At 70.9% G+C, this 24,650-nt stretch carries 17 protein-coding genes; 7 read left to right on the top strand and 10 right to left on the bottom strand.

Features of this window, described 5'->3' with window-relative positions:
- Positions 1-128 precede the first annotated feature (128 nt).
- From IZR01_RS06495 to IZR01_RS06480, 4 genes are read right to left on the bottom strand one after another with little or no spacing between them, the layout of a single operon-like run.
- Positions 129-791: an ABC transporter ATP-binding protein gene (locus IZR01_RS06495; protein WP_194923260.1), complete on the bottom strand. Its 663-nt coding sequence runs from the start codon at positions 789-791 to the stop codon at positions 129-131.
- Between the two features lie 24 nt (positions 792-815).
- A complete protein-coding gene (locus IZR01_RS06490; RefSeq protein ID WP_323746928.1) occupies positions 816-1,541 on the bottom strand; it encodes an ABC transporter ATP-binding protein in 726 nt (241 codons plus the stop codon).
- A gap of 59 nt (positions 1,542-1,600) precedes the next feature.
- Positions 1,601-3,544, bottom strand: a complete 1,944-nt coding sequence (locus IZR01_RS06485; RefSeq protein WP_194923258.1) for an ABC transporter permease subunit — start codon at positions 3,542-3,544, stop codon at positions 1,601-1,603.
- Positions 3,545-3,551: 7 nt separating this feature from the next.
- Entirely contained in the window at positions 3,552-3,908 is a 357-nt protein-coding gene (locus tag IZR01_RS06480; protein WP_194892938.1) for a hypothetical protein, read from the bottom strand.
- A gap of 117 nt (positions 3,909-4,025) precedes the next feature.
- On the opposite strand from IZR01_RS06480, the gene IZR01_RS06475 reads away from it, so the two are divergent.
- On the top strand, positions 4,026-4,622 hold the full coding sequence (locus IZR01_RS06475; RefSeq protein ID WP_194892939.1) for an MTB12 C-terminal domain-containing protein: 597 nt from the start codon (positions 4,026-4,028) through the stop codon (positions 4,620-4,622).
- A 121-nt stretch (positions 4,623-4,743) separates the two neighbouring features.
- On the opposite strand, the gene IZR01_RS06470 is transcribed toward IZR01_RS06475, so the two are convergent.
- Positions 4,744-7,134: an HAD-IC family P-type ATPase gene (locus tag IZR01_RS06470; RefSeq protein ID WP_194892940.1), complete on the bottom strand. Its 2,391-nt coding sequence runs from the start codon at positions 7,132-7,134 to the stop codon at positions 4,744-4,746.
- Positions 7,135-7,367: 233 nt separating this feature from the next.
- On the opposite strand from IZR01_RS06470, the gene IZR01_RS06465 reads away from it, so the two are divergent.
- The 3 genes from IZR01_RS06465 (at position 7,368) to IZR01_RS06455 (ending at position 12,137) form a co-directional block, all read left to right on the top strand.
- Positions 7,368-9,407, top strand: a complete 2,040-nt coding sequence (locus IZR01_RS06465; RefSeq protein ID WP_194923257.1) for a cell wall-binding repeat-containing protein — start codon at positions 7,368-7,370, stop codon at positions 9,405-9,407.
- A gap of 162 nt (positions 9,408-9,569) precedes the next feature.
- Complete coding sequence (locus IZR01_RS06460) at positions 9,570-11,399, top strand: glycoside hydrolase domain-containing protein (RefSeq protein WP_194923256.1); 1,830 nt, start codon at positions 9,570-9,572, stop codon at positions 11,397-11,399.
- A 138-nt stretch (positions 11,400-11,537) separates the two neighbouring features.
- A complete protein-coding gene (locus tag IZR01_RS06455) occupies positions 11,538-12,137 on the top strand; it encodes a dihydrofolate reductase family protein (RefSeq protein WP_194892943.1) in 600 nt (199 codons plus the stop codon).
- Between the two features lie 57 nt (positions 12,138-12,194).
- Here IZR01_RS06455 and IZR01_RS06450 read toward each other — a convergent pair whose 3' ends face one another.
- From IZR01_RS06450 to IZR01_RS06440, 3 genes are read right to left on the bottom strand one after another with little or no spacing between them, the layout of a single operon-like run.
- Positions 12,195-12,683 carry a GtrA family protein gene (locus IZR01_RS06450; RefSeq protein ID WP_194923255.1) on the bottom strand — a complete coding sequence of 163 codons (489 nt, stop codon included), beginning with the start codon at positions 12,681-12,683 and terminating at the stop codon, positions 12,195-12,197.
- On the bottom strand, positions 12,680-15,637 hold the full coding sequence (locus tag IZR01_RS06445) for a YfhO family protein (protein ID WP_194923254.1): 2,958 nt from the start codon (positions 15,635-15,637) through the stop codon (positions 12,680-12,682). The genes IZR01_RS06450 and IZR01_RS06445 overlap by 4 nt, the downstream gene beginning before the upstream one ends.
- Complete coding sequence (locus IZR01_RS06440; protein WP_194892946.1) at positions 15,634-16,719, bottom strand: glycosyltransferase family 2 protein; 1,086 nt, start codon at positions 16,717-16,719, stop codon at positions 15,634-15,636. The genes IZR01_RS06445 and IZR01_RS06440 overlap by 4 nt, the downstream gene beginning before the upstream one ends.
- On the opposite strand from IZR01_RS06440, the gene IZR01_RS06435 reads away from it, so the two are divergent.
- Together IZR01_RS06435 and IZR01_RS06430 are read left to right on the top strand one after the other, a co-directional pair.
- Complete coding sequence (locus IZR01_RS06435; RefSeq protein WP_194892947.1) at positions 16,718-16,867, top strand: hypothetical protein; 150 nt, start codon at positions 16,718-16,720, stop codon at positions 16,865-16,867. The genes IZR01_RS06440 and IZR01_RS06435 overlap by 2 nt on opposite strands.
- A 92-nt stretch (positions 16,868-16,959) precedes the next feature.
- On the top strand, positions 16,960-18,873 hold the full coding sequence (locus tag IZR01_RS06430; RefSeq protein WP_194923253.1) for a cell wall-binding repeat-containing protein: 1,914 nt from the start codon (positions 16,960-16,962) through the stop codon (positions 18,871-18,873).
- 90 nt (positions 18,874-18,963) lie between these two features.
- Here IZR01_RS06430 and IZR01_RS06425 read toward each other — a convergent pair whose 3' ends face one another.
- Entirely contained in the window at positions 18,964-21,264 is a 2,301-nt protein-coding gene (locus tag IZR01_RS06425) for a heavy metal translocating P-type ATPase (protein WP_194923252.1), read from the bottom strand.
- Positions 21,265-21,422: 158 nt separating this feature from the next.
- On the opposite strand from IZR01_RS06425, the gene IZR01_RS52130 reads away from it, so the two are divergent.
- The gene (locus IZR01_RS52130) at positions 21,423-22,538 is read left to right on the top strand and encodes a DUF1906 domain-containing protein (protein ID WP_194892950.1); all 1,116 of its coding nucleotides are present in this window, start codon (positions 21,423-21,425) and stop codon (positions 22,536-22,538) included.
- Positions 22,539-22,676: 138 nt separating this feature from the next.
- Here IZR01_RS52130 and IZR01_RS06415 read toward each other — a convergent pair whose 3' ends face one another.
- Positions 22,677-24,446 carry a hypothetical protein gene (locus tag IZR01_RS06415; protein ID WP_194923251.1) on the bottom strand — a complete coding sequence of 590 codons (1,770 nt, stop codon included), beginning with the start codon at positions 24,444-24,446 and terminating at the stop codon, positions 22,677-22,679.
- Positions 24,447-24,650 lie beyond the last annotated feature (204 nt).

Genomic DNA, 24,650 nt, shown 5'->3' with positions numbered 1-24,650 from the left:
GCTTTCGACACCCCGCTCAGCCCGCCAGATCTCTCCGACGAACCAGGGCCTGCTACTGGGCGCTCCGGTGCTTACCCAGGCGGGACTCACACCCGCCGGTCTGGGACAGCTTGCAGGACGCAACATGGTCACAAGGTAGCCGGGTCGAAGTCGGTGGGGGAACCCGTGGCCGCCAGTTCGCCGCGGCGCAGGACGTGGACGCGGTCGGCCAGGGCGAGGGCTTCGCGGGGGTCGGGTTCGGCGAGGACGACCGCGCGGTCGGGGTGTGCGGTGGCGAGAGCAGCCAGGACGTCGTAGAGGCGGGTGGCCAGGACCGGGGCGAGGCCGTGCGAGAGCTCATCGACAAGGAGCAGTCGCCAGGGCGCGAGCAGGGCGCGGGACAGGGCCAGCATCTGTTGTTCGCCGCCGGACAGCAGCGCGACGCGGCGACGCGACAGGGTCCTGAGATCGGGGAAGGCGTCGAAGGCGGGCGTGAGCTCGCGGCCCGCGGCGAACAGGTCCAGGTTCTCGCGGACGGTCAGTGTGCGGAAGACGCCGCCCTCGTCGGGGATCAGCATCACGCCGGCGTCGGCGCGGCGGCGGACCGGGGCGCGAGTGATGTCGGAGCCCTGCCAGTGGATCCGGCCGGAGGACGTACGCAGGTAGCCGGCGACCGCGCGCAGGAGCGTCGACTTGCCGGCGCCGTTGCGACCCAGGACAGCCGTCACCTCGCCCTGCGCGAAGGTGAGGCTGACGCCGTGCAGCGCCTCCAGCGGGCCGTAGCGGACGCGCAGTGCGTCGAGGGTGAGCATCAGGATCCGCCGCCCATCACGCCATCACGACCCACCGACGTAGAGCTCGCGGGCCAGCTCGGACGCGAACACCTCATCGGGGGTGCCGGACAGCAGCACCCGGCCCGCGACCATCAGGTACGCACGATCGGCGACGGCGGTGACGAAGCGAATGTCGTGCTCCACAAGGAGAATCGCCAGACCGTCGGCGGTGAGGGCGCGCAGGACCTCGGCGAGGCGCGCGATCTGGTGGTCGTCCAGGCCGGAGGCAGGCTCGTCCAGCAGCAGTGCGGCGGGCTCGGCGGCCAGCGCGCGGCCGAGTTCGACCAGGCGCATGGTGCCGGTGGGGAGCGAGCCGGCGGAGACGTCGGCGAGCGGGGTGAGGCCGAGGCGTTCGAGGACGGCGACTGTGGTGGCGCGGACGGCGGCGCGGCGCGGGTCGGGCAGGCCCAGCAGGCCCGACAGGAGCGGACGGCCGCGACGGTTCTCGGCGCCGACGCGGATGTTCTCGGCGACGGTGAGGCCGGCGAACAGTTCGATGCGCTGGAACGTCCAGGCGACGCCGGCGCGGGCCCGGGCGTGCGGTGGCAGACCACTGAGAAGGACGGTCGGCCGGTCAGGATGTGGAGCCAGCGTCACCGTCCCGGCATCGGCCGCGTCCAGGCCCGTGACGCAGTGGAACAACGTCGTCTTCCCCGCGCCGTTCGGCCCGATCAGCGCCGTGACCGCGCCGGCCGGCACGTCCAGATCCACGTCGTCGACCGCCGTCACGCCGCCGAACCGGCGTCGCAGTCCTCTGATCTGTATCCCCCTGAACCCACGCCCGCCGCTCATGACACCGGCCGTTCCCGTACCCGCGCGGCCGCCGCACGCGCCACCGCGCGCCCGGCCGGGCTCAGCCGCCTGGTCAGCGGCCGCTCGACCGGCCGCACCGCCCAGTCCCCCGCCCGCCGCACCGCCGCGCCGATCCCGCCGGGGAACCGCCCCAGCAACACCGCGCCGATCCCGATCAGCAGGCTCGACACCCCCGACACCGTCCCGACGTCCACCGCCACCAGCGCGGCGGCCCCGACCACCGCGCCCAGCGCCGAGTCCACGCCCCACACCGCGACCGCCGCGAACCACACCAGGCCCTGCACCGGGTCGAAGTCGGTCGGGTTGAACGCCTGCGCCGCCGACGTCGTCAATGCGCCGCCGAGCCCGGCCAGGCCCGCCGCGCAGGCGAACACGAACACCTTCATCAGCCGCACGTCGATGCCGGCGGACACGGCCGCCGTCTCCGAGTCGCGCATCGCCACCAACGCGCGCCCCATCGGCCCGGTGTGCAGGGAGCGGACCAGCAGCAGCGCGAGGAGCAGGCAGGCGAGTTCGAGGGCGTAGAACCAGTGGTCGTCGGTGAAGCCGCGCGGGCGCGAGACCACCAGGCCGCCGACGAACACCGGCTGCGCGAACACGAAGCGCGCGACCACGGCGGCCGTGGCGAACGTCGCCAACGCGAGGTAGAGCCCGCGTCGGTGGGTGGCGACGCCTTTATTGAGAAACACAGCGCCGGTGAGCCAACCGAGCGGCACCACCAACAGCGGGCCGAGGAACAGCGCCAGCAGCCACGGCGCCCCGGCCCCGGCCAGCTTCACCATGAACAGCGCCCCGAGCCCGGCGTATCCGGCCTGTCCCAACGAGATCTGGCCCGCGTACCCGGTGGCGACCACCAACGACACGAAGACCACGGCCAGCGCCGGGACGGCCAGCGAGGCCCGCAGATCCGCCGGGTCGAAGAACAGCGGCAGCGCCAGCACCAAGGACAGCGCGCCAAGTGGCAGCCTGCTGATGTGATCGACCCGGGACGTGCGGCGCGCGCCTTCGCGATGCAGTCCCCCGCCGCCCGAACCGGAATCCCGAATCCCCAAGCGGGGCAACACCATCAGCGCCGCGAACAGCACCAACACGAACAGGTTCGTGTGGAACGCGTCCACCAAACCCTGCCACCGAGCTGCGGGATGCACCGCGGTCAGCTCGGTCTGCGCGATCCCGATCGCCAGCGCCGCCACCACCGCGATCGGCAGGGACGTCAGCCGGGCCAGCACCGCGACGCCCATCGTCTCCAGCACGGTCAGCGTCAGGCTGTACGGGTCCAGGTGGTAGATCGGCGCCCAGAGCACGCCCGCGACCCCGGCCAGGAACGAGCCGAACGCCCAGCCCCCGGCGGCGAGCCGGTCGGCGGGGACCAGCGCGGAGGCCAGATCCCGGTCGTCGACCACGGCCCGCACCATCAGCCCGACCCGCGTGGCCCGCAACAGGAACGTCAGCAGCACCGCGATCAGCGCGACGACGCAGAGTTCGACGATGGTGGCGTAGGGGAGGGTCAACGACCCCGGCAGCCGTACCGATCCGGCGGGCAGCAACGACGGCGCGTCGACGTAGGAACGCCCGCCCCACAACAGGAAGACCAGGCCGAGTTGGAGGACCAGAACCCCGAGCGTAGCCACCAGCAACCCGGACGCGCCGCTGCGCCGCAACGGCCGATACACGAGCCGTTCCAGCACCAGACCGACCCCCGGCGCCACGATCCCCAGCACCAGCACGGCCGCCACGGCCAGCGGCAGGTGCCACACCCGCACGCACTGCCACATGACGTAGGCGCAGAACACCGCGTTGGATCCGAAGGCGATGTTGAACACGCCGGTCACCCGGTAGGTGGCGAGCAACCCGACCGCGGCCAGCGCCGCCACACACCCGATCGCCAGTCCGTTGATCGCGAGACCGGCGTAGAACATCGCGCGCCTACTCCTCGGACCCGGTCGGCTCGGGCTCCACCGGATCGGTCCCCACCGGATCGGGCGCGGTCGGCTCGGTCGCGGCCGGGCCCTCGTCCACGGCCTCGGTCAGCAACGCGTGCAGTTCGGCTATCCTGCGCGCCGTATCAGGGTCCGTAGTGCCGGATACCGCCAAGACGAAGCCGCACACCACCAGCACCGCGCCGGGTATCGAAGCAGAGGCCAGATACGGCAGCTGCTTCCCCGCGATCGCCTCGCCGGAGATCAGATACCAGCCCACGACCAGCAACAACACCCCGACGAACCCCAGGGCCGCACCGAGGGCCGCCCGGCTCCGCCGGTCAAGATCGTCGAGGCGGGACATCTTCACCACACCTCCCGGCGGCGACGAATGAGGCTCGTGTGTCTGTGGACCCTTACTGGAGATGATGGTATGTCAGGTGGAAGAGGCCGGGAATACTCTTCAGGAGCGTGATCCTCCGTGACATCTCGACGCACAAGGCTCATCCGAACCGGCACCACCCTCGCCGTCGCGGCACTACTCGCCGCCGGCTGTTCGTCCAGCAAATCCTCGCCGTCGGCGAGCGGCAGCAGCACGTCCACCGGCAGTTCGAGCGGTTCCAGCGCTCCGAGCAGCTCCACCTCTACCTCGGCCGCCAGCAGCAGTTCCAGCAGTGCGCCGGCCGGCGGCCAGCCCAGCGACCCCGCGGCCGCGACCCAGCAGGTCAAGGACGCGTACAACAAGTTCTTCGACAACACCATCAGCACCGCGACCAAGGCCTCCATGGTCCAGAACGCGGCGAAGGTCCAGGCGCTGCTCACCGCGCTGGCCGCGGCGGCCGGCGGCGAGAAGTCGTCGATCCAGGTCAACACCGTGACCTTCGACAGCCCCACGCACGCCACCGTCGACTTCGCGATCCTGCTCAACGGCCAGCCGGCGCTGCCGCACGCCGGTGGCGACGCGGTCTACGACGCCTCTTCCGGCAACTGGCAGGTCTCCGACACCACGCTGTGCAAGCTCGCCGGGATCGCACCGGGCGTCAGCCCGGCCGCGATGACGGCCGCCGGATGTAGCTGACGCTTCCGCCGGTCCTTCCCGGGACGCCGCCCGGCGGTATCGACAGTGCCGGTCCCGGTGGCGTCCTACGCTGATCCGGGCCGGCCGGAATCGCTTGTGGTGCTGTGGAGAAACGGTGCGGCTACTCCGCCTCGGCCGCCCGTGCCGCCCTCGCGGCGGTGCTGTGCGCACTCAGATACCGCCACAGCACCTCCAGCGCGACGCAGGCCACCGCCGCGATCACCAACCCGGTCGTCCACTGGTACCAGGGGCCGAAGTGCAGGTCGAAGAAGTGCCGGCCATAGGGGACCGCGACGCAGAGCACGAACAACAAGGCCATCGAGGCGATGAGCACGATCTTCCACCACACGATCGGCCGCGCCACCAACTGCACGATGTACAGGCTGCACGCGAACAGCGACACCATCGCAGTGGTCTGAGCCTCCCCCAGCGTGTCCGACTCCCCGCGTGCCACCCAGTACGCGACGAAGACCTCGACTCCGGCGACCAGGCCGGCCGGGATCGCGAAGCGCAGCACCCGGCGCACGAAGCCGGGCCTGGCCCGCTCGTAGTTGGGCGCCAGAGCCAGGAAGAAGGCCGGGATGCCGATGGTCAGGGCGGCGATCAGGGTGGTGTGCCGGGGCAGGAAGGGGTATTCGAGCTGGAAGACGCCGACCAGGATCACCAGCACGAAGGAGTAGACCGACTTCACCAGGAACAGGTTCGCGACCCGCTCGATGTTGCCGATCACCCGGCGGCCCTCGGCGACCACCTCCGGCAAGGTGGCGAACCGGTCGTCCAGCAGCACGATCTGGGCGACCGCCTTGGTGGCCCCGGCGCCGGAGCCCATCGCGACGCCGATGTCGGCGTCCTTCAGGGCCAGGACGTCGTTCACGCCGTCGCCGGTCATCGCGACCGTGTGGCCGCGCGATTGCAGCGCCGTCACCATCTCCCGCTTCTGCTGCGGGGTGACCCGGCCGAACACCGAGTGCGCGGCGACGTCGTCGGCGAAGGCGTCGGCGTGGGCCTCGCCCTCGGGCAAGGTGCGGGCGTCCATCGGATCGGCGGCGCCGGGCAGCTTCAGCGAGGCCGCGACCGCGCCGACCGACACCGCGTTGTCGCCGGAGATCACCTTCAGCGTGACGTTCTGCTTCTCGAAGTAGTCCAGCGTGGCGCGGGCGTCGGAGCGGATGCGCTGGCGCAAGGTGATCAGCGCGACCGGGGCGATCGAGCCGTCGGCCACGGCGTCCACCGGGCCGTCGGCCCGGGCCAGCATCAGGACCCGCAGGCCGGTGGCGCCCAGCTTCTCCGCCTCGTCCGCGGCCGGCGTGCCACGGCCCAGGACGTCCGGCGCGCCGAGCAGCCAGGTGCCCCGGCCGTCGGCGAACGTGACCCCGGACCACTTGCGGGCCGAGGAGAACGGCGCGATCTGGGCCGGGGTCCAGCCGGCGGCCGGGCCCGGGAACCGCTCGATCACCGCCTGCATCGTGGCGTTCGGCCGTTCCTCGGCCGCTCCCAGGGCGGCCAGCACCGTCGGCACGTCCGCCCCGGCCCCGGCCGCGCCCGGCAGTTCCTGGATCTCGTCGAAGGCCATACCGCCCTCGGTCAGCGTCCCGGTCTTGTCCAGGCACACGGTGTCCACCCGGGCCAGGCCCTCGATCGCCGGCAGCTCCTGCACCAGGCAGTTCTTCTGGCCCAGCCGGATCACCCCGACCGCGAACGCCACCGAGGTCAGCAGCACCAGGCCCTCCGGGACCATCGGCACCAGGCCGGCGATGCTGCGGCTGATCCCGGACTTGACCCCGCCGGCCCGGTGCAGCTGGGTCACCACCTGCAAGATCCCGGCCGGGACCATCAGCCAGGTCATGTACTTCAGGATGTTGTTGATGCCGGAGCGCAGCTCGGAGTTGACCAGGGTGAACTTCTGCGCCTCCTCGGCCAGCTTGGCGGCGTAGGCCTCGTGCCCGACCTTGGTGGCCTCGAAGGCCCCGCTGCCGGCCACCACGAACGAGCCGGACATCACCGCGTCGGCGCCGTGCTTGAGCACCGAGTCGGACTCGCCGGTGAGCAGCGACTCGTCCACCTCCAGGGCGTCGGCGCGCACCACCTTGCCGTCCACCACCACCCGGTCGCCGGGGCCGAGCACGATCACGTCGCCCAGCACGATCCGCGCGGCCTCGATCTCCTGCTCGGCGCCGTCGCGCAGGACCCGGGGCCGGGCCTGGCCGACCACGGCCAGCGAGTCCAGGGTCTGCTTGGCCCGCCACTCCTGCAGGATGCCGATCGCGGAGTTGGCGACGATGACGAAACCGAACAGCGCGTCCTGGATCGGCCCGACCGTCAGCTCGATCACGAACAGCGCGCCGATGATGGCGTTGAACGGCGTGAGCACGTTCGAACGCACGATCTCGGACATCGAACGGGAGGTCCGGGCCGGGACGTCGTTCACCTCGCCGGCCGCTACCCGCTGCGCGACCTGGGCTGACGTGAGGCCGGAGAGCGGCTCGGTCACGGCTGTCCCAGGATGCGTCATGCGTCCCATCAGAACCTGAACCACCAGTTGGCCGCAAATCGGCGAATCTGTCCGGGGCGCAATGATGATTTCTGTCTACGTATCGTCGGGGGATAAGAGCACGCATTCGCTCACATGGCCTACCGTCATCGCTGCGGCATGCCGTAGCCGGGGACATGCCTGGTCTGCGGGCTCAGGGGAGGTGCCCGGTAGGCGGGTGCAGGCCGCGCTGACGACAGGCCAAGGAGCCACCCATGTCTGACTCTTCCGCGCGCCGGCCGCTGGCGCTGACCGCGACGATAGCCACCTCGGTGGCCGCCGCGGCTTCGATGTTCGCCCCGGCGGCGCACGCCACGACGGCGAGCCCGAACGGGATCGCGAACCTGACCTTGTCCGGCAACTGGGGCGGGACGGCCGGCGGCACCGCCAACGTCGGCGGGACCAAGTACGCGGTCAGCGGCGCCCCGAAGGCCAACGACCTGGCCTGGTCGCCGACCGGGGCCCGGGCGGCCTGGATCGACCCGACCGACGGCGCGGTCATGGCCGGCGTCCCCGGCGGGGCCGCGCAGATGATCGCCCCGGCGGCGCCCAACGGCACCACCCGCAGCCACCCGGCGTGGATCGACGGCGGGTCGCAGGTGGTCTGGTCGGAGTCGTCCAAGGGCGCCAACGGCGGCTACGCCATGCTGATGTCGGCGTATGGTGACGGCCTCCAGACCGACGGCAACGGGTCGCCGAGCGTCCGGATACTCCTGCAGGTCCCGAACGCGGACCTGACGCACCCCGACGCGGTCGGCTCGACCCTGGTCTTCGAGCAGGACACGTCCACGGGAAGCCAGATCCGGGTCATGGACCTGTCCAAGCCGGGCTCCGTGCCGTACACCGTCGCCAACGGCACCAATCCGTCTCTGTCCCCCAACGGCGCCACAGTCGCTTACGTCAATATCTGGGCCCCACCACAAACCACCACCCAGCCGGCTACGAACCTCTTCACGGTGCCCAGCGCCAACACCGGCGGCGCACTGGCCGCCCCGCACCAGGTAACCGCACGGACCGGTGCCTTGATCTCCCTCCAGAACCCGGTCTGGACGCCGGACGGCGGCAGCCTGGTGTTCCAGTACGGCTCCCCCGGCACCTGGGACACGATGTCCGTCCCGGCCAGCGCGGCCGCGACCACGACCTTCACCCCGATCGTCGCCGGTGCCAAGAGCGCCGGCGAGCCGGCGTTCCAGCCGAACGTCAAGGACCACGTGATCCGGCTGGCCGGCACCGACCGGCTGGGCACCGCGATCAAGGCCTCCCAGTCGGCGTGGGCGGCCCCCGGCGCCGCGGGCCCGCACGCGAACGCGGTCGTGCTGTCCCGCTCCGACCAGTTCGCCGACGCCCTGGGCGGTTCGGCGCTGGCGGCCAAGGTCGGCGGCCCGCTGCTGCTGACCCAGACCGCCGGCCTGAACGGTGCGGTCCAGGCCGAGATCCAGCGGGTGCTGGGCCCCGGCGACGGCTCGAAGACCGTCTACGTGCTCGGCGGCGTCAAGGCGCTCTCCCCGGCCGTGGCGAACGCTCTGGCCGCCCTGCACTACAAGGTGCAGCGGGTCGGCGGCGACGACCGGTTCTCGACCGCCGTCGGCATCGCGAACACCATCACCGGGGGTGCCGCCCCCGACTACGTGCTGGTGGCCACCGGCGAGGGCTACGCCGACCCGCTGTCCGCGGGCGCGGCGGCCGGTGCGATCAACGCGCACCAGGGCAAGAACGCGGTCGTGCTGCTCACCGACGACAAGGTGATGCCGAAGGCGACGACCGACTACCTGGCGCCGCTGCTGGCCCGCACCAACCTGAACGCGGACCACTCCAAGCCGGCGAACTTCATCGAGCTGGACAGCATCGGCGGGCAGGCCACCACGGCGCTGGGTTCGCACTGGATCCCGGCCGGGTACCAGGCCGGCTCCTTCCTCGGGCTGTCCGGCGTGGACCGGTATGAGACCTCGTACTTCGTCGCGCGGTACTTCTTCGGCGGGGCCGATGCCGCCGGGCTGGCGACCGGCATGAACTGGGCCGACGCCCTGTCCGGCGGCGCCGAGATGGGCGAGCTGGACGGCCCGCTGCTACTGGTGAACCCGAAGACCGGGGCCACCCCCGAGGTCGCCCAGTGGCTGAAGCAGAACAACGGCCAATTCACGACGGTCGGCATCTTCGGTGGAACGGCCGCGGTGCCTGGAAGCGTCGATAAGGCGGTGGGCGGCCTGATCGCCGGAGCCGGCGGGGTGGACTATCCGTCGAACCCGGCGGTCTGAGGCCTCCGGCGGCCGCAATAAGCCGATGGCGGCGGCGCGGGCTCGTTCGAGCCCGCGCCGTTTGCTTCGCACAACCAAGGGTGGGGTGTAAGTCAGGTGTCTGCGTTGTTCCATCGATGGCCCAAGCGGGTCACGGCAGCGGTCTGTGCGACCGCATTGGCCATGGCGGGACTGGCCACCTGGCTGCTCACCGCGACGGCGAGTCCGCCGGTGCCGCAGGCGGTGCCCAGCACCGTCTACTCCGGCGCCGGCTTCGATCCCTGCTGGGCTCCTGACAACGCCTCGATGGACGCCTGGTTGCAGTCGCCCTATCGCGCGGTGGGCATCTATCTCGGGGGTCTGCGATACGCGCCGGGGTGCAAGCCGCAGAACACGGCGAACCTGACCAAGCAGTGGGTGGGCCGCCAGGCCGCGAACGGCTGGCGCTTCCTGCCGCTGTATGTGGGAAGCCAGGCGCAGTACAAGGACGCCAGCGGCAACTACCAGAGCGACTTCACCACGCTCAACACGGGCAGCGCCTTCGCGCTCGGCTCGGCCGAGGCCGACGACGCCGCGAATCTGGCGCGGGGCCTGGGTTTCCCGCCGGCTTCGGTGCTCTATGACGACATGGAGAACTACGACTCCAGCTACTCCCAGCTGGTCATCGCCTACTCGCAGGGCTGGACGCAGGAACTGCACCGCAACGGTTTCCGCGCGGGGTGGTACTCCAGCTCCAGCACCGGCATCAAGGACCAGTCCGCGGCCTACGGCGCCAGTTCGCCGGACGTGATCGACATCGCGGCCTGGGACAACACCAACACCACCGAGGACCCCAACGTGAAGCCGTCCCAGTGGGCGAACCACCAGCGGGTGCACCAGACGCAGGGCGGCCACGACGAGAGCTACGGCGGCGTCACCCTGAACATCGACACCGACTGGTTCGACGTCGGCCAGGCCAGCCGGGGCACGGTCGAGCGGCTGGCCGGGTTCGACCGGGACATCACCGCGGTGCTGGCCAGCGTGCGCACCTTCGACTGCCACGGCTGTGCCACCCCCGGACGGGACCAGGCCGAGGCCGCGGTCCTGAGCCGGGACGACACCTTCGCCGACGCGCTCGGCGGCTCGGCGCTGGCCGCCCAGGCCGACGGCCCGCTGCTGCTGACCGGGACCAAGGCGATGAACCCGAGCACGATGAAGGAGCTCCACAGGATCCTGACGCCGGGCTCGACGGTGTATCTGCTCGGCGGAACGCAGGCGCTGTCCCCGGCCGTGCAGAACGCCATCGCCGCCAACGGATTCGTGCCGCGCCGGATCGCCGGCTACGACCGGTTCGCCACCGCCGTGAGCATCGCGCACGCCATCTCGCCCAACGGTCCGCCCTCCAGCGTCCTGGTGGCCACCGGCACCGACTTCCCCGACGCGCTGGCGGCCGGGGCGGCAGCCGGGGCGCTCGGCATCAGCGCGCAGACCATCACCCCCGGTGCCCCGGCCCCGCAGCCCGGTGACATCTCGCACGACGGCGCCGTGGTGGTCCTGAGCAACGGGGCGAACCTTCCGCAGGCCACCCGGAGCTACCTGGACGGCCTGGACCCGAACGCCACCAAGATGTACGGCATCGGCGGCAAGGCCGTGACCGCGGTGCACACCGCGTTCCCGTCCTGGCAGAACGGGCAGGACTTCATCCCGCTGTTCGGCGCGGACCGCTACGGCACCGCGGCGGCGGTCGCCGGCCGGTTCTCGTACCTGCCGACCTCGGTGGTCGTCGCCTCCGGCGCCAACTGGCCGGACGCGCTCTCCGGCGGCGCGATGGCCGCGCACCGCGGCGTGCCGCTCCTGCTGACCGACCCGAAGGTGCTGCCCGGTCCGACCGGCTACTACCTCGGCGGCAAGAGCAACCCGATCACCACCGCGACCCTGGTCGGCGGCACCTCGGCGATCTCGCCGGCCGCGGCGACGGCGCTGGGCAACAGCTTCAGCTATCCGGGGCAGTGGGACCTGGTGAGCATCCACTGACCCTCGGCCTGGCAAAACCGCAGGTCTGAGGGCCGCGCAGAGATAGTTCAGGGAAAACGAGCGGGCCGTGTCGAATGCGACGCGGCCCGCTCGACGCTTTCCTGAAGACAGTCCGAAGCGTCCAAAGAGGAGTCACCGATGAGCACGGTCACCGCCAACATGTCCATGTCCCTCGACGGTTTCGTCAACCACCCCACCGACGGCGTCGACACGCTGTTCCGCTGGTACAGCCGGGGTGAGGTGGTCACCGGGACCGACGGCGACCACGACTGGGAGTACAAGACCGACGCCGACGAAGCGCAGGACCTGCAGGGCGCCAAGGACTCGATCGGCGCCATCGTCTACGGCCGTCGGTCCTTCGAGGCGGCCGAGGGCTGGCACGGCACCCACCCGCTCGGCGTGCCGGTCGTGGTGCTGACCCACAGCGTCCCGCCGGACTGGGAGTACGCGGGCCGCTCGGTCCACTTCGTCACCGAGGGCGGGATCGCCGCCGCGATCGCCAGGGGCCGCGAGCTGGGCGGCGGGCGGACCGTGGTCATCGGCAGCGCCGACCTGACCCGGCAGGCGCTGAACGAGGGCCTGCTGGACGAGCTGACCGTGGACCTGGTGGCCGCGATGCTCGGCGCGGGCACGCGGTTCTTCGACAACCTGAAGGGGGCGCCGTACGAGCTGGAGCAGACATCGGTTCGTCCCGGCAACGGGGTCGTGCACCTGGGCTACCGGGTGGTCAAGCCTTGACGCAGCTCACGCGCTGACGCGACTCAAGCCCTGAAGCAGCTCAAGCCCTGACGCGACTCAAGCGCTGACGCCGGCCTCCGGCGCGGGCCGGGTCCCGGCGACCTCGCCGGGCTCGGCCAGCCCGGGCTGAGCCCTCTGGCCCTCCGGCTTGAACACCCAGTGCTTGTAGAGCCAGAAGTTGTAGAGCGTGATGACCACCGTCGACAGCGGCTTGGCGATCAGGTAGTTCACCCCGGCCCCGGTCAGCGAGTACATCAGCACCTGCGTGACGCCCAGGTTCACCGAGACCAGCAGCGCGAAGCGCACGGTCTGCTTGCGCATCGCGCCGTCGCGCGCGCCGTGCTCGGCGAACGTCAGCATCCGGTTGATGGAGAAGTTGACACCGAACGCGATGAGGTACGCCAACCCGGTGGCCAGCCACAGCGGGAACTTCGCCAAGCCGTGCGTCAGGTACAGCACGACCTCCTCGGTCACCAGCGCCGAGCCGCCGCTGAAGGCGTAACGGACGAACGTGTTCTTCGCCAGGGTCCTGATGAGGTTGGTCACGACAGCACATCCTGGGGAACCGACTCACCGGCGCCCCGGCCCGCAGCGGGCGTGGCAGCGCTCTGATGGGCCGCGCGACGCCGCTGGAACCACCAGACGCCGCCCAGCGCCAGCAGGCCCACGGTGCTGCCGCCGATACCCGCGTAGAGCCCCGGCGGGGAGAACGACATCGAGATCCGGTGGGTGCCGGCCGGGACCGGGACGCCGGTGAAGGAGCCGAGCAGTTTGGTGGTCTTCACCGACTTGCCGTCGACCGTGACCGACCAGCCCGGGATGGTCGGGACCGACAGGAAGACGGTCGCCGCGCTGTCGCCGGTGGTGGTGGCCGAAATGCCGGTGCTGTTCCAGTGCACGTCGGTCACGCCGCCGCTGCGCAGCTGCGCCAGCTTCGCGTCCACCGCCGTCGGATCCAGGCCGCGGATCGGGTTGGCGGGCACCTTGTAGGTGTTCCCCTGCGTCAGGGCATCGCTGAGCATCGTGACCGTGAAGCTGCCGGACTGGACGCTGCCGAGATCCTGGAAGCCGTTGTCGAAGCCGCCGGGGTAGGCGATGTTCGTCTTGTCCTTCGAGGGGTCCGAGACGTTCAGCGGGGCCGGCCGGTCCGAGCTGTCGAGCCGGGCGTAGGACAGGCCGGTCGGCATGGCGTTCGGCGCGTACAGGTAGACCTGGCGCGGGCCCGAGGCCTGGCAGTGCCACACGATCTTGTCGCTGTAGAGCTGCTTGTCGGCGCGGGCCTTGGCCGGGATCTTGACCGAGACCGTGCCGTCGCCGCCGGGCGTGACCGTCACCCCCGGGCTGGCGGTGATGGTCGGGCTGCCGCACATCGACTGGAACGCGCCCGGCATGCCGAACGCCTGTTCCTGCGCGGCGAAGGGTGAGTTCTGCGGCAGCGGCGCGGTGAAGTCCGTCAGGTCCGGGCCGGTGAGCCGGAAGCCGACCGGCAGCGTGCTGTTGATCTTGTAGACCGTGGTGACGTCCGGCGTCACCGTCTTGCCCGGCTTGGCCGGGGCGGTGTTGTCGTAGGTCTTCTGCAACGTCGAGTCGAGGCGGTCGATGGTGCCGTCGGTCGTCTCCCGCGTGGTGCCGACCAGGTACTGGTAGCCCAGCAGCGCGTCGGTGAACAGCGTGGCGCCGGTGTGCGCGGACCAGACGTCGGCCTCGTGGTGCGCGAAGCCCAGGTCCTGCATCGTCTCGTGCAGCTTGCCGGAGGACAGCGAGGAGAAGTGGGTGAAGCCGAAGTTGCCGTAGCGCAGGCTGTCGTTGGTGCTGCGCAGGTTCTGGTCGTAGCCCTCGGCCCGGAAGAACTGGTCGTTGCTCGGCTGGAGCGAGGACAGCGCGGTCCCGTAGGAGGTCGTGGGCGAGCTGTACCAGTTGGACCAGGTCGCCGAGCTGTTGCTGGGGCCCAGCTTGCCGATCGACTTCTGACCGATCAGTTCGGCCGAGCCGGAGGCGTCCACGGCCAGCACCGCCACGGCGACCACGGCGGCGGCCTTCGGGGTGGCCAGCCGCTTGGGCATCCAGGCCAGGCGCTTGGACAGCGGCTCGTCGGCCGGCCGCACCCGCAGGTACAGCGCGAAGGCGAGCACCGCGGTGCCGGCGACCAGGATCAGCGCGTCGAACTGTGCCACCCGCGGCCGGATGATCCACGGGTAACTCTGGCGTCCCCAGTACAGGATCACGAGCCAGAACACGGCGCTGGCGCCGAGCCACTTGATCTGCTTCACCGAGTCGACGCCGACCCAGGCCCGGAAGGCCATGAAGGCCAGCAGCGCGGTGATCAGGAACGTGAACCGCCAAGGGAAGGCGTTCGGCATTTGGCCGCCGTGCATCAGGAGGTAGAGCGGCTTGACCTCCATCGCCAGGACCAGGAAGGCCAGGATGGCGCCGAACGCGATCCGCTCGGACCGCTTGATGCCCTTCAGCAGGAAGAACAGCGGCACCAGCACCACGATCAGGGTCGCGGCTCCCACGTTCGGAGTCAGCTGCCCGGTATCCGCGGACCCGCCGAGGAACCGCACCAGCACCGACAGCAACGGCTTCGGCGGGGCCGCGCCCGAGGAGGCGGCGTGCAACGTGGTCTTCTGCTTCAGGCCGCCGAGATACGTCGGCAGGATGAACGCGGCAGCCAGCAGGCCGCCGATCACCCCGGCCATGACGAACTTCCCGGCGGTGCGCAGGAAGTCGGCGCGCTCGAAGCGCTCGCGCACACCCACGTAGCGGGCCAGCGCGTACATGCAGACGAACACGACGATCATCGCGCCGGTGTAGAAGTCGATGATCAGGTTCAGCCCGACGGCGACGGCCAGCAAGGTGACGCGGCCCTTGGCCAGCAGCCGCTCCACGCCGAGCAGCGCCAACGGCAGCAGGTACAGCGCGTCGAGCCACATGACGTTGAAGGCGTAGATCAGCGACCAGGCGCCCAGCGCGTAGGCCGTGGACAGCGCCACGATCACGGCCTTGTTCACCGCCGAGTCACGCCCCTGCCCCGCTTCGCCGCGGAACTTGCGCAGGAACAGCGCCATCGCGAGCCCGGCGGCGCCGAGCTTCAGCACCGTGGCGAAGGCGATCATCATCGGCAGCCGGTGGTCCGAGGCGAACAGCGTCAGCAGGCCGAACGGGCTGGTCAGGTAATAAGCGACGATCGGCCAGAAGTTCATGCCGCCGTCGGCGCGCCAGGTGAACAGCAGCGAGCCGTGCCCGGTGAGCGCCTGGTCGAAGTACGAGTAGAACTGCGCGTACTGGTTGTTCAGGTCGCTCATGAACACCGTGTAGGTGCCGTGCGGGTCGAACGGGTAGATCCCGCGGGAGGCGAGTATCCCCGCGTAGAGCACCGACGGGATCACGAAGGCCAGAACCAGGTACAGATTGCGCCGGATCGCGGCGGGCCGCGGGAGCAGACTGCGCGCGGACAGGCGCGGACGAGCGCCGATCGTTCCGGAGTCGGTCGTGGTCACTGGATTCCGTTCAGCTCACGCGCCCCGGGGACGCCGTTGACCGGGTCGCTCTGGTCCAGCGGCGGCTGCTCCGGGGTCCCGGCCGCGGCCGCCGGGGTCCGCACCGGCGTCGGCGCCGAACGGTGGTCCCCGGAGATGGCCAAGAAGTCACTCTGGTGCCGCAGCGGGCCGGACTCGGTTTCCTTGACCAGGTAGTGCGGCCGTTTCTTGGACTCGTAGTAGATGCGCCCGACGTACTCGCCGATCACGCCCACAGTGAACATCTGTAGGCCGCCGATGCCGACGATGGCCGCGATCGTGGTGACGTAACCGGGGGTGGTGGTGTAGAAGATCGCCCTCACGATGATCCACACCATGTAGGCGAAGGAGATGCTGAAGAACAGGAAGCCGAGGTAGATCGCCAGGCGCAGCGGCTTGTTGTTGAACGACAGCAGCGAGTCCACGCCGTAGTCCAGCAGCTGCCGGAAGGACCACTTGGTCTCCCCGGCCTCGCGCACCACGTTGCGGTAATTGAAGGTGACCGAGTCGAAGCCGATCCAGGCGTACAGGCCCTTGGAGAAGCGGTTGTACTCCGGCATCTCCAGCAGGGCGTCGACCGCGCGCCGGGACAACAGCCGGAAGTCGCCGACGCCGTTCACCAGCTCGACGTCGACCATCTTGTTGATCAGCTTGTAGTAGGTCTTGGCGACCAGGCTCTTGAGCTTCTTGTCGCCCTCCCGGCCCCGCTGCGCGATGACCTGGTCGTAGCCCTGCTTGTGCAGGTCGACCATCCGGCCCAGCAGCTCCGGCGGGTGTTGCAGGTCGGCGTCGATGATGATCACCGCGTCGCCGCTGGCCCGCTTCAGGCCGGCCAGCATCGCCGGCTCCTTGCCGAAGTTGCGGCTCAGCGAGACGTACTTGGCCCCGGGGTCCTGCGCCGCGATCTTCTTCAGCAGCTCCAGCGTGCCGTCGGAGGAGCCGTCGTCGACGAAGACCAGCTCCACCTCGTCCGCTATCCCCGCAGTCTCAGCACGGACAACCTCGTGGAGCCTCGCCAAAACCGCTTCTTCGTTGAAGCACGGGACGACCAGGGATAGACGCATGGGTTCTCCGGTTATGGACGTGGACTGCGGGGCCAGGCTACCCGAGCACGCCGCGACGGACGGCATTACCGGTGAGGACGCGTCCGCGGTGGTGGTCGGTTGCCGCCGGACCGCAGCGCCAGACCAGCCGATGCTCAGCGGATTGTAACGAGTCGGTAACGCCGCTCAACCGTTCCACCGGCGCCGCGTCGTACGGGGTGACAGGGTTCTGAAGAACCCGCGTGCCCAGGGGAGAAGCACATGCGTAGCTCGTCGTTCAGGAAGTCCTTGGCGGCCACAGCCGTCCTCGCCAGCTCCGTCGCCAGCGTCGTCGGGTTCGGCGCCGCGGCCCACGCGACCTACCAGGGGCCGGCGAACTCGCCGCTGACCCTGGACATGGGGTCCTTCGCGCCCGACGGCAGCCGGTACGTCTACGCCGACGGCAGCGGCGCGATCATCACGCACAACACGCCCGGCGGTGCGCCGCTGGTCGTCGACCCGGCCAAGCCCGGGGTGGCGCGCTCGCACCCGACGTTCTTCGACAACGGCGCGGCCATCGTGTTCTCCGAGACGGTGAACGGCGTCTCGAAGCTGACGGCGATCCCGACCTACACCCCGGCCGGCGACCCGGTGAAGGAGACCGATCCGCTGAGCGCCCTGGTCTCGAAGATGCCCAAGGGCACCGAGACAGCGCCCGACTCCAACGGGCAGAGCCTGGTCTTCCAGCACCACAACGCCACCACCAACCAGGACGAGATCTGGGTCCAGGACTCCTTCGGCCGCGGCAGCGGCGGGCCGATCCTGGCCGCCACGGACGGCACCTCGCCGACCATCTCGCCCGACGGCAAGACCATCGCCTTCGACCGCAAGGACTCCGCCGGCCACGAGCAGATCTGGACCGTCGCGTGGAACGGCCAGGACAGCCAGACCCCGGCCGGCACCCCGAAGCAGATCACCAGCGAGGCCCGCGACCACCTCTTCCCGGCCTTCTCCCCGGACGGCACCCGGATCGCGTTCGAGGGACGCACCGCCACCAACGGCGTCCCGGACGACGTGGAGTCCATCGCCCCCGACGGCAGCGGGCAGCGCCAGGAGTCGAGCAAGCCCGGCCTGCCGAACTACCAGCCGCTGAACAAGGACACGGTCACCCGCCTGGCCGGCGCCGACCGGATCGGCACCGCGGTCGCCGCCTCGCAGGCCCAGTGGAAGGGCGCAGCGGCCCAGTCGGTCGTGCTCAGCCGCGACGACCAGTTCGCCGACGCGCTCGGCGGCAGCACCCTGGCCGTCAGCGAGCTGGGGCCACTGCTGCTCACCCCCACCGCCCACTTGGACAGCTCGGTGAAGGCTGAGATCTCCCGAGTGCTCGGCCCGGCAAGCAGCAATAAGACCGTGTACGTGCTGGGCGGCGAGCAAGCACTGTCCCCGGCGGTGTACAACGCGGTGAAGAGCATGGGGTACACCGTCAAGCGGATCGCCGGAGCCGACCGTTACGCGACCTCGGTGGCCATCGCCGAGCAGGTCGGCCGGTCCATCGCCGAGACCGGCTGGAACCAGCCGAACCGGGTCCTGGTCGCCACCGGCGACAACGCCCCCGACGCGCTCTCGGCCGGAGCCGTGGCGGAGTCCGGCGGGTACAACAGCCCCATGAACGGCGTCGTGGTGCTGACCGACGACAAGAAGATGCCGGCTTCCACGGCGGCCTACCTGGCGCAGGTCAAGGCCCACGACACCACCTACGGCACCCCGCCGGTCTACGGCGTCGGCGGGCAGGCGGACGCCGCACTCACCAGCGTCGGCATCCAGCACACCGCCCTGGTCGGCGCGACCCGGTATGACACCTCGTACCTGGTCGCGAAGACGTTCTTCAACGGCTGGGGACGGATCAACGGCGTCGGCCCCTCCTCGGTCGGCTTCGCCACCGGTCTGACCTGGCCGGACGCCCTGTCCGGCGGTGCCTTCATGGGCCAGAACGGTGGCCCGCTGCTGCTGGTGGACCCGGTGAGCGGGATCTCCCCGGTGGAGCAGCAGTGGCTGGCCGGCTGGGCCCCGTACGCCACCAACGCCTACATCTTCGGCGGGACCAAGGCGGTCGACCAGTTCGCTCAGGACAACTACGCCACGCTGATCGGCGGCCAGCTCGCCGGGATGAACACCAAGTACAACCCGAAGGCCTGATCCACACCGCACACAGCGAAGCCCCGCAGACACCAGGGGGGTCTGCGGGGCTTCGGCCTGTCCGGCTCCGGCCGAGCCGCCGGTGAATCGCTAGTGGAACCGCCGCAGGCGCAGGCTGTTGCTCACCACGAAGACCGATGAGAAGGCCATCGCGGCGCCGGCGATCATCGGGTTCAGCAGGCCGGCGGCGGCCAGGGGCAGGGCCGCGACGTTGTAGCCGAAGGCCCAGAGCAGGTTGCCCTTGATGGTGCGCAGGGTGCGGCGGGACAGGCGGATCGCGGTGGCCGCGGTGCGCAGGTCGCCGCCGACCAGGGTCAGGTCGCCGGCCTCGATCGCGGCGTCGGTGCCGGTGCCCAGGGCCAGGCCCAGGTCGGCCTGGGCCAGGGCGGCCGCGTCGTTGACGCCGTCGCCGACCATGGCCACCACCCGGCCGGCGGCCTGGAGCCGCTTGACGGCCTCGACCTTGCCGACCGGCAGGACCTCGGCCAGCACCTCGTCGATGCCGACCTCGGCGGCCACCGCGCGGGCCACGGTCTCGTTGTCGCCGGTGAGCAGGACCGGGGTCAGGCCCAGGGCCCGCAGTTCGCGGACGGCCTCGGCGCTGGTCGGCTTCACCGCGTCGGCCACCGACAGCACCGCGCGGGCCCGGCCGTCCCAGCCGACCGCGATCGCGGTGCGGCCCGCCGCCTCGGCCTCGGCCTTGGCCGCGGCCAGTTCCGGGGACAGGTGCTGGGCCCACTCGGCGAGCAGCTTCTCCCGGCCGACGACCACCGCGTGCCCGTCCACCACGCCCTGCACACCCAGGCCCTCGACGTTCTCGAAGCCCTCGACCTCGGGCAGCGCGCCGGTCCGCTCGGCCGCGGCGGCCGCGACCGCCTTGGCGATCGGGTGCTCGCTGGCGTGCTCCAGCGCCCCGGCCAGCCGCAGCGCCTCGGACTCGGACTCGCCCTCGGCGACCGCCACGCCGACCAGCGCCATGGCGCCGGTGGTGACGGTGCCGGTCTTGTCCAGCACGATGGTGTCCACCTTGCGGGTGTTCTCCAGCACCTCCGGGCCCTTGATCAGGACACCGAGCTGCGCACCGCGGCCGGTGCCGACCATCAGCGCGGTCGGGGTGGCCAGGCCCAGGGCACAGGGGCAGGCGATGATCAGGACGCTGACCGCGGCGGCGAAGGCGGTCGCGACGCCGCCGGAACCGAGCAGCAACCAGAAGGCCAGGGTGGCCAGGGACAACAGGATGACCGTCGGGACGAAGACCGCGGAGATCTTGTCCGCCAGCCGCTGGGCCGCGGCCTTGCCGTTCTGCGCCTCCTGGACCAGCTTCGCCATCCGGGACAGCTGGGTGTCGGCGCCGACCCGGGTGGCCCGCACCACCAACCGGCCCGCGGTGTTCACGGTCGCGCCGGTGACGGCGTCGCCGGGGGCGACGTCCACCGGGACCGACTCGCCGGTGAGCATCGAGGCGTCGACCGCCGAGCGGCCCTCCTGGACCACCCCGTCGGTGGCCACCTTCTCAGCGGGCCGCACCACGAACCGGTCGCCGACGGCCAGGCCGCCGATCGGGATCCGCACCTCGACGCCGTCGCGCAGCACCGCGACGTCCTTCGCGCCGAGCGTCATCAGGGCCCGCAGAGCCGCGCCGGAGCGCCGCTTCGCCTTGTGCTCGAAGTACCGCCCGGCCAGGATGAACGCGGTCACGCCCGAGGCCGCCTCCAGGTAGATCGACCCGGAGCCGTCGGTGCGGGAGATGGCGAAGTCGAAGCCGTGCTTCATCCCCGGCATCCCGGCGTCGCCGAAGAACAGAGCCCATAGCGACCAGAGGAACGCCGCCGAGACGCCGACCGACACCAGGGTGTCCATGGTCGCCGCGCGGTGCCGCAGATTGATCCAGGCGGCCTTGTGGAACGGCCAGGCGGCGTAGGTGACCACCGGGGCGGACAGCGTCAGCGAGGCCCACTGCCAGTTCCGGAACTGGAAGGCCGGGATCATCGCCATCAGCACCACCGGCACGGACAACACGACCGCGGTGGTCAGGCGCTGGCGCAGTACGACGGCCCGGCGCTCGTCCTCCAACTCGGCGGCGGTCTGCACCGTCTTAAGAGGCGCCGGCTCGCCGTCTTCAGCCACGGGCGACGCCGGCGGCTCGGGCAGCGCGGCGGTGTAGCCGGCCGCCTCGACCACGGCGACCAGGTCCGCGGGCTGATAGTCGGCCGGGAAGCTGACCTTGGCCTTCTCGGTCGCGTAGTTCACGGTCGCGCTGACGCCGTCCAGCTTGTTCAGCTTGCGTTCGATCCGTGCGGCGCAGGACGCGCAGGTCATGCCGCCGATGGCCAACTCGACATCGCTGAGGGGACCGGACTCGGCCGGCACCTCCAAGGTGGTCTCCGCCATCGCTGCCTCCGCTTCGCAGACGGACTTCAGTCTCTCATCGTCGGCAACACTGTACCCCCTAGGGGTATTCCGCCAGCGGCCGGTCAGCTGATCCGACGATTGGGCCGCCGGAGTTCCTTTGAGTGATCACTGGCACAACGGCGGGTATGCGGTCCGTCATGCGCCTGTTCCGCCTCACCGTCCTGACCGCCGTCCTGACCCTGAGCTGCGGTGACGCGGCCTACGCCGCGGTCGGTCCGCTGTCCGGGCTCAAGACGGTGAGCTTCGCGGGGAGCACGGTCGAGGTCCCGGTGAGTTGGCCGGTCCACGATCTGGCGGCCGATCCGCATACCTGTATCAGGTATGACCGGAACGCGGTGTACCTCGGCGACCCGGGGCCGGACCAGACCTGCCCGGCCGGCGCCGTCGGCCGCACGGACACCGTGCGGATCGCCTCGGACGGCAAGGTGACCCGGACCCGGAGTTATAAGAGCTCCGCCGACTACGCCGACGAACAGCCCGAGACCGCGCCCCGGACCCGCTCCCGCGTCCCCGACCGGGCGATCAAGGCCGCCGCGATGTACGACGGGCTGGGTTTCGACACCTGCGCGGCCCCGTCCACCGACGCCATGAAGGCCTGGGCCGGCGCCTCGCCGTACCACGCGGTCGGCATCTACATCGGCGGCATCGACCGCGCCTGCCCGGACGGCAACCTCACTCCGGGCTGGCTCCAGACGGTGGCGAAGCAGGGCTGGAAGTTCTTCCCGATCTACGTCGGCCTCCAGGCGCCGTGCTGGAAGGACCCCGGCGGCGGGCACCCGGCGCTGATCGCCCGCAGCCGGCGCTGGACCCAGGGGCAGGAGGCGGCGAACGACGCGGCGAACCGCGCGGCCCACTTCGGCATCGCCCCGGGCAGCCCGATCTACTTCGACATGGAGTACTACCCGCGCAACGACACCGGCTGCACCCAGGACGTCCAGGCGTTCCTGAGCGCGTGGACCGACCAGTTGCACGCCCGCGGGTTCGTCTCAGGGATCTACAGCAGTTCCCAGGGGGCGATCGCGGACATGGCGCTGGTGTACGACAGCGGGGCGGCCTATCGCGCGGACGTGGCGTGGTACGCGCACTGGGACAAGGTGCCGCGGTTGTTCGGCGACCCGACCCTCAACGACAAGTACTGGCCCGGGCCGCGCCGGATCAAGCAGTACCAGGGCGGCCACAACGAGACCTATGGCGGGAAGCGGCTGAACGTCGACCTGAACGTGCTGGACGCGCCGGTCGCGGCGTTGGGCTGACGCCGGACGCGGGGCCGGACGCGTCGCCGGACCGGCGCTGGACCAGCCTCTGGCCGATGCCGGACCGCCGCCGACGGGCTGCCGTTCGGTTCGGCGGCCCGCTCGACGTCAGATGATCGTTCCTACCGGTGATCGTTCCTACCGGTCCGAGGGCCGACCGGGCCGGCTCGCCGGCCGACGCCCCATCGTCCCCCGCGGCTGCGCGTTGGGGGCGGGGCGGCGCGGCGGAACGCCGTTGCGGTCGCTGGAACGGCCCGGATCCTGCGGCTCGGCGGGGCGGCCGTAGCCGTCGCGGGGCTGCTGGGGACGCGGACGCGGCTGCTGCTGTTGGCCACCGCCGGCGCCGGTGCCCGGAACCGGACGCGGAGCGGCCGCCTGCTGCTGCGGGCGCGGCTGGTGCGAGGTACCGGCGACGGGCCGACGCGGGGCCGCGGCCCGCGGCTCCCAGTCGGCGCCGCCCGGCTTCTCCCGGGGATTGCCCTCGCGGCCGCGGTTGGCCGGCGGCAACGCGGCCTGCTGTGTCGCGCCGCCGTTGTAGCCGCGTCCCGAACCCGAGCCGGATCCGGCACCCGAGTAAGGCTTCTGACCCGAGACCGGAGCCGGCGGCACGGGCCGCGGCGCACTCGGCACCGGCCGGCCCATGACCGGGGCGGGCGGCACCACGGGGAACCCCCCGGTCCCGGTCCCGTCCGCGGATTCGAACCAACCGCTGTCGGCCGGACTCACGCCGGTGGCGGCGGGCAGATACGAGGTCTGAGCCGCGTCGTAGGAGCTGCCGGCGGCGTAGGAGGTGCCGGCGTCGTAGGAGGTGCCGGCCGCGTAGGAGCCGGTCGAGTAAGAGCCCTGTCCCAGCGGGTCCGGAGAGTTCGCGTAGGGGTTGGGTTCCGAATACGAGGTCTGACCCAGCGGATCCGAGGACGTGTACGAACTCTGAGCCAGCGGGTCTGCGGACGTCGCGTAAGAAGACTGGTTCAGCGGATCCGGAACCGTGGCGTACGTTCCGGAGCCGTAGCCGCCCGCCGAACTCGAAGCGGTGTCGTAGCCGGTCGCAGAACTCGTGGAAGAGCCGTAACCGTTCGTGCCGTAGCTGTTCGTGCCAGAGCTGTACGCGCTGGTCGAGGAGCCGTAGGCGTCAGTCGACGACGAGCCGTAGGTGCTGGGCGTGCTGTAGCCGCCGGTGGACGTGGCGCTCGATCCGTTCGCGGACTCGTAGGCACTGGTCGAGCCGTAGCCGCCGGTCGTCTGGCCGTACCCGCTCCTCGCCCCGTAGCCGGACGCCGCGCTCGATCCGCTGCCGTACAGGTTCTCGCTGCCGGTGCTGTACGACCCGGAGCTGCTGAGCGCGCTCTGCGAGCCGAACGCCGGGCTGGCGCCGAAGGCGTCGCTCGATGCCGACGAGGACGCCGACGATCCCAGCGCCGGCGTCGATCCGAATCCCGAACCGGCCGCCGAGTACCCGCTCGACCCGCTCGGCAGCGCCGGCGCCGAGGGCACCGGCGGACCGCTCTGCGCCACCGCGGCCATCGCCATCGGCAGCAGATCCATCGAGGTGGTACCGAGCCCGTCGGCCGGGCACACCCGCACCAGTTCGCCGACCGTCAGCGCCAGCTCGGTGGCCAGGTCCAGGGACCGCGGCTGCATCGGGTTCTCCCGCATCCACCAGCAGGCGATCTGCACGATCGACCCGGCGGCGTGCGGGCAGGTCCGGATCGCACCGCGCAGTTGCAGCGGCTGCGGACCGGTCACGGTCAGGCGGAACCAGGTGCCCTCGCGGAAGCCCAGCGCCGGGACGCCCAGGGTGTCCTGCAGTACGACGTGGTACTGGCGCTCCAGCTCGCGATGTCCGCCGGTCCCGGCCGCGCCAAGAGCCGAGCTGTTCCTCTGCTGCTCGCCGTACGCGACGCTCATCGGCTGCCTGACCGTTCTCCGGAGTGCGAATCCGGAACCCTGCTCTTATTCACCCTGTATCGCCCGCCTCGGCTCGAAAAGCTCGGAAATGAGGCGGCCCTTGATGCCGCTGTGTCCGCTGTGCTGTACGTGATCAATGTCCACTGATGTGGTGGGATCGTTGCGCAAACGGTACTCAATACTGGAGCCCAGCGGTAGGGCATC

This window comes from Catenulispora pinisilvae (genome assembly GCF_015356865.1).
Classification (GTDB): domain Bacteria; phylum Actinomycetota; class Actinomycetes; order Streptomycetales; family Catenulisporaceae; genus Catenulispora; species Catenulispora pinisilvae.
Note: the sequence above shows the minus strand (reverse complement) of the source record. Positions and strands in the feature narration are given on the sequence as shown.